This window comes from Flavobacterium amnicola (assembly GCF_004122165.1).
Taxonomy (GTDB): domain Bacteria; phylum Bacteroidota; class Bacteroidia; order Flavobacteriales; family Flavobacteriaceae; genus Flavobacterium; species Flavobacterium amnicola.
This window is the reverse complement of the sequence record NZ_SBKO01000009.1, coordinates 1-4,117: the sequence shown is the minus strand read 5'-3', so window position 1 is coordinate 4,117 and position 4,117 is coordinate 1. Positions and strand designations below refer to the sequence as shown.

The window sequence follows — 4,117 nt, the reverse complement described above, 5'->3', positions numbered from 1 at the left end:
AGCCTCCACAAATATTTGGCATTGTAGTTGGACCCGTAAAACCGCCTTGTGGATTACATCCACCGCTAACACCAAAACTTCCTAACCAAGCTGCATACGCCGCATTGATGTCCGCTTCACTTGCACACGCTGAGATGCTTGCATCTTGAACATTACTTACTATAACGGCTGGTGCTGGGGTAATTATATAATTTGCAGTTCTAACTTGTTGTGTAAAACATTTGTCATTTACGGTATAAGTTAACGTAATGTTATCACCACAGTAATTTAAAGCTCTTTCACCTGTTAAAACTCCTTGAGGGGTGCAACCGCCTGAAACTGAAAATTGTGCTTTCCAAGCATTATAATCGGCTAAAATAGCTTCTTCGCCGGCACAAGCATTGATTGAATCATCTTCAGGTTCGGTAATATTTACTGAAGGTACTGGAGTTATTGTAAAAGTAGAATTACACGATTCTTCCGTGTTACAATTATCATGAGCATTTAATTGAAATGCAACATTACCACCACAAAGCGGAGGAAGTTGCAAAGCTGCTACTTGAGCAATATTTGAAACTAAACCACCACCACCGTTATTATTAACTGTAAATCCTGCTTTCCAATTATTAAAAGCTGTTTGAATAGCTTCTGGAGTTGCACAAGCATTTATTGAAACTGCTTGTGGACAAGATACTGTTAAATCATTGGGAGTGTAAGGATTAACTATCACTGAATCAGTTCTAAAACAACCAGGAAATGCATAGGCATCAACTCTAACTGTATAAGTACCCGGGGTACAAACAACTCTAGTAAAATCAGGTTCTGGACCATCAGCAGGAAGTAGATTTCCGTTAGAATCGGTAAACACAACAGAAATTCCTGCCGTATCATTTACCGTTGCGGTTAATGTCGTACATGTATTGGTACAAGATAATGGAGCTCCTTTAGCTAGAGAAACAGTTGGGTTTGTTGATCGGCCAAACACATAAGGACCGGCAAAATCTTTTAATTCTGAAGTAAATGAATCAGAATTTCCACCAGCACTAGAACGTGTTTTAACCAATAAACTACCTAAAAGATTAGAACAAGGATCAACTAATGTTTCATCACGTCTATCCAATCCAAAAGCAGTTAAATCTATTGCTACTTCCACTAATTGTTTTTCTAAATAATTAGCAATTTTTGCACCATTAGGACCTTCTAAAGTACCCCAAGGTGGCGCTAATGTTGAACCTTCTAAATTAACTCGACCCCAAACATGCGTTCCAGTGGTAATAGATTCTATACGAACATAACCAAAATTTCCAGATAATTCACCTTGTTCGAAAGTGTTCGCAATGATGTTGAAAGGTCTACTTGGTCTTGAATTAAAATTAGCAATATCATTTTGATTCATCCAGACACGAATACGTACATCAGGTCTATCCCCTCCATTTTCATAATCGACTGAAACAATTAAAGTTCCAGGTATAACAATTTTTCCATTTTCGTTTACAGGAGTTGATAAGTTATCGGTAGCGAATGTCCAAGCAGTTCTACCTCCATCTGGTCCCGTGTTTGTGAAATTAGGACCTCCTAAAGTATACCCCACAATAGTTCTAAAAAACTCAAAATCGATATGCTTAGAACCATTAGTTTCACGCAGTGAGCCACCAATGAATGCCCATAAATTTGTAAAAGGTCTATCATCTTCCGGAGTTGGAGGTTTAGGTCCTGTTCCTCGTAAATGCGCATATACATCAATGATATCATCCTTTTGGGGTACATCCCCAATTCCTAAATTCCAAGTCGAAGGATTATCGGCATTTTTATCAGATGTTTGGTCAAAACGACTACTATCCTGACGTCCTTGTCCCGTTTGGGTATCACGACCATATACGGAATCAATCCATAAATAAGGTACTCCATTTCCCAATACAATTGGATAAGGAAAAGGTAAAGAAGGTGTGGTATTAGATTGTCGAACTTCAAAAGGATAATTTCTATCATTGCTTAAAATAAGAGAATTCCAATTTGCGGTATTAGTTTGATTAATAACCCCTGATCCAGGGCCGGAATTGGTAAACCAATCATCTGTTCCTGCTGGATTTGGAAGAGCAACTGGAGGAACTTCTACATTAGGAAATTGTAGTGTATTTGCGTAAGCATCACCTTCAACTCCAAAATTTGCTTTTACCGTCGAACTTCCTACTAATTGTCCATAAAAAGTGGAGTTAGTTAGCAGTACTAAAACAATAAATAAATAAAATAATTTACTATTTATAAGACTATTACAACAGGGATGAGCACTATCAAAATAACAGTCCTCACGAATTTTTTCCATGATAATTTTTTTCATAATAATATGGTTTTAGAACCATTTTATTAGCAGGTATTTATCTGTAGAAATTGGAGATTTAAAAATTAAAAGGGTTTTCAATTCATTAAATCGTTTAAGTAAAATTGTAAAGGGAGAATCTCATTTATGAAAAATCATAGTTGGAGACAAATACAAAATGCGGAGGTATTAATTACAATTGTAATCACATGAGAACAATCTTTTTTCAAACAGAAATAACTATCTGAAAAACAGTAACTTAATATTTTATTACTTCAAATTTAACAATAGTTTAATGGTACTTCTACAATAAGGTACTTATTTAACATTTTTAATAGATATAACCTTACACAGCTATAACTAATTTAGGTGAATTATATTTTTTCAAGCAATAATCCTGTCGCAGTAAGTCCGGGACCAAAAGCCATGGCGACAATTTTTGTGCCTGATTTTATAGTATTGTCCTTTACAATTTCATTAAAAATATGTGGTATTGTGGCAGAAGACATATTGCCTAATTGTTTTAAAATATGATATGACCAACGTGCTTGATCTTTGGTCAATTCTAATTCTTCTACAACATAATCTATAATTTTAGGTCCGCCTGGGTGAATGGCAAAATGCATCTTTTCTTTTTGCTCGTCTAAATTTACATTTCCTTTTTCGCAAAGGGTTGTCAAAAAAGCTTTGATATTTTTTCGAATGAAAACGGGTACTCGTTTTGATAAAGTCATCAAAAAATTATATTCACCTAAATCCCAAGACATATCTTCTAAAGAATCGGGTATAATTACTTCATGGAAAGATAAAATTTTTAGCCCTTTCTTTTCTTGTATATTCTCATCTGCAAAAAAGTTTTTTTCCTCGTATAAAGAATAACCGATAAAACCATCTGCAAATAACGAGCAAATCATTGTATTAGAAGGTGTAAACTCGGTAAGGTTTAAATGTGCTGAAAGCAATTCCGTGTGAACAATGTCGACTCTACCGTGAGTTGCACTCGAGTTTAACAAACCTGTCCCTGTTCGGATAGCTGGAAAGGCACCATAGCATCCCATATGATAAGAATGTGTTACCTGAACCGTATCCCAATGTCTTTTAATAACAGCTTCTTGAGCTAAACTGGGAGAAGAATACCCTGAACAAGTTACGTGTATAATATTTTCAGGTTTGGTATGGGTAACCGAATAAAACTTGTCAAATACATACCGCATTTTCCTTTTAAACCATTCCATTCTAACTTCAATCTTCGGACCGAAGAAGTTTCCTTCTTTTACTTCAAAATCCATAGGAAAATGATACTCAGAAGGATCAGTCTGCATCATTTCCTCTTCAATAAAATTCTCAACATCCTCGTAAATTAAGATTTGCCTTGTCCCAATATTTTCGGCAGAAACTGCGTACTTATCTACGTGATTTGAAACAGCTTCAAAACTAATTTTTTCCTCATAATCTTCCTCTTCATCAAATCCAGCCATGCATTGTACAGGATGATTTTGAAAATGATGGTACAAAAATTTTGTGTATTGATTTAGTTTTGCTTGATTGATTAATTTTCCAACCAAAATAGGATGGAAATTTGCAATAATTACATTCTCCATAACTTAAGCATTTGATATACATAAAGTTACAATAAATATGATTATCAGAATCAAATAATATACTTTTCTTTTAGAGGATAAAAAAAACCGTCAAGATTTTTATAAATCTTGACGGTTTTCAAATCAAATAAACAAAACAAACTATTTTTTCATGAATAAATTCGTGTAATATTTTTTTCCATCGGCATTAGCACGTATAGCAATACCAAAATGTGTAAAG

2 protein-coding genes are annotated in these 4,117 nt (G+C 34.6%); both read right to left on the bottom strand.

Going from position 1 to position 4,117, the window contains the following annotated elements:
- Positions 1 to 2,317 (bottom strand): hypothetical protein (locus EQG63_RS12115; protein ID WP_164974514.1); only part of this gene is annotated, 2,317 nt, incomplete at its 3' end.
- A 353-nt stretch (positions 2,318 to 2,670) separates the two neighbouring features.
- Positions 2,671 to 3,897: a 3-oxoacyl-[acyl-carrier-protein] synthase III C-terminal domain-containing protein gene (locus EQG63_RS12110; protein ID WP_129436641.1), complete on the bottom strand. Its 1,227-nt coding sequence runs from the start codon at positions 3,895 to 3,897 to the stop codon at positions 2,671 to 2,673.
- Positions 3,898 to 4,117 lie beyond the last annotated feature (220 nt).

What these genes read in the sequence shown, in the direction of transcription:
- EQG63_RS12110 (WP_129436641.1), bottom strand. Translation starts at nt 3,897, where the DNA reads ATGGAGAATGTAATTATTGCAAATTTCCATCCTATTTTGGTTGGAAAA.